Source organism: Flavobacterium sp. (genome assembly GCF_031422135.1).
Classification (GTDB): domain Bacteria; phylum Bacteroidota; class Bacteroidia; order Flavobacteriales; family Flavobacteriaceae; genus Flavobacterium.
In genome coordinates, this window is the sequence record NZ_JANOQD010000123.1 from 1 (window position 1) to 1,581 (window position 1,581).

The window sequence follows — 1,581 nt, forward strand, 5'->3', positions numbered from 1 at the left end:
TTCGTTTACGGCTTTTGGGGCATTGAAAAATCCTTTTAACATAATAGTTTAATTAAATAATTTTCACAAAAGTACAAAGGTTTGTTTGAATAATAGTTAATTAATGCTGTAAAAAAAGATGGTTGTTGTGTGGTTTTAGCCCAGACCTGTCTGCCGACAGGCAGATGGAAATGAAAACCCCACAGTAAAAAAATTTATTTTTTCATGCAATTTCAGAGCGACTAGTGGAAGCTCATGAAATTGTATTTGAAAAAAAAGTTTTTTGAGCGAGGAGTTGTGATGTACAGATGGAAATTGCTCCTTAATTCAAAGCAAAAGAGGCACATAATCTAAAGTTGGGAACAATAACCTTGAAGTTTCTTGTGGTTGTAAAATTTACTAAATTAAAGTAGCCTTTCATTGCGCCGTAAGGAGATGATAGTAAACAACCTGAATTATACGTGTGTTGTTCACCAGGTTTTAAAACGGGTTTTTTGCCAATAACACCTTCGCCATCAACGGTTTCTATATCGTTTAAGGAATCAAAAATTTCCCAATGGCGCGAAATTAGTTGTACGGAATCTTTACTTTGGTTTTCGATAGTGATTTGATAACTAAAGGCAAAATGAATTCTATAGTTCTTGAAATAAGTACCTTCAAAACTAGTTAAAACCGAAATTTTTATCCCTCTTGTTATTTGTGAAACCATATTAATAGTCTAAATATGAGTTTAATGATGGCAAAATTACAAAATTTTGCTTTTGTTTTAACTTTTTACAACTCTTTTTTTAGTTTATAGTATTTGTTGAATTTGCATTCCCTTTTCCAATCACTCTGTCGTATCGGTAATTATTTTCTCGGTAGTAGACTAAAATCGAATAGTCATTTTCGGTTTGATAAAAATTACCGTCGATTGCGTTTTCGTGATCTAGTGTTCCATTGTCGTCTGAAACTCGATATTGATAGTTTGTAAAGCCTTGTTTTAAGAGGATGGCTTTTTCAAAAAGTCGAGTTTGTTCATTATAATCTAATTTATTTTCTGGCGAAAGTTGATAATTATTAAACATGCCAGTGATGTAAATAGATTTTTTTGATCTAAAAGTTGGAGCCGAAAGACTAAAATAAATCCAGGTATAATCTGCTTCAATCTCGTTGTTTGTTGCGTTAATATTGCGAACAATAAAATTGCCGTTGATGTCTTGTGTGAACGAATAAGGAAAATTAGCTCTAGCGGCATTTGTGAATAAATGGGCGCTGTAAATATCTTTGCCAGAATCTACTCTAGACACATTATTATTAGAAACTCGAACATCATTATTATCAAAATATAAAAATTCATTTCCTGCCCAAAATTGGGTTTCAGTATCATACTTGTAAATTAAATCATTGGCAATAGTATATTGTGGGACAATGTTTGTAATGGCATTATTGAATTGTCCGTTTTGTAACAAAACTACTTTTACGTTTTTTAAAGGATTTTGAAAAGTGATAGCGGTTGATCTAATTGCAAATTCTAAATTGTGTTTATACTCTAAATTGCTTACTGTTCTCGCCCGCTTTATTTGAATTGGCACGGTAACTAGTTCTTCGTAAAGAATAAAT

At 31.8% G+C, this 1,581-nt stretch carries 1 protein-coding gene and 1 pseudogene; both read right to left on the reverse strand.

Features of this window, described 5'->3' with window-relative positions; all coding sequences use genetic code 11:
- Positions 1 to 301 precede the first annotated feature (301 nt).
- Positions 302 to 688 carry a Co2+/Mg2+ efflux protein ApaG gene (gene apaG / locus RMO70_RS16030; RefSeq protein WP_310557452.1) on the reverse strand — a complete coding sequence of 129 codons (387 nt, stop codon included), beginning with the start codon at positions 686 to 688 and terminating at the stop codon, positions 302 to 304.
- Between the two features lie 79 nt (positions 689 to 767).
- Positions 768 to 1,581, reverse strand: a pseudogene (locus RMO70_RS16035) (type IX secretion system plug protein domain-containing protein); the annotation flags it as partial.

Bases quoted from the DNA above. Each gene is read 5' to 3' on its own strand.
- apaG (WP_310557452.1), bottom strand. From the start codon at position 688: ATGGTTTCACAAATAACAAGAGGGATAAAAATTTCGGTTTTAACTAGT.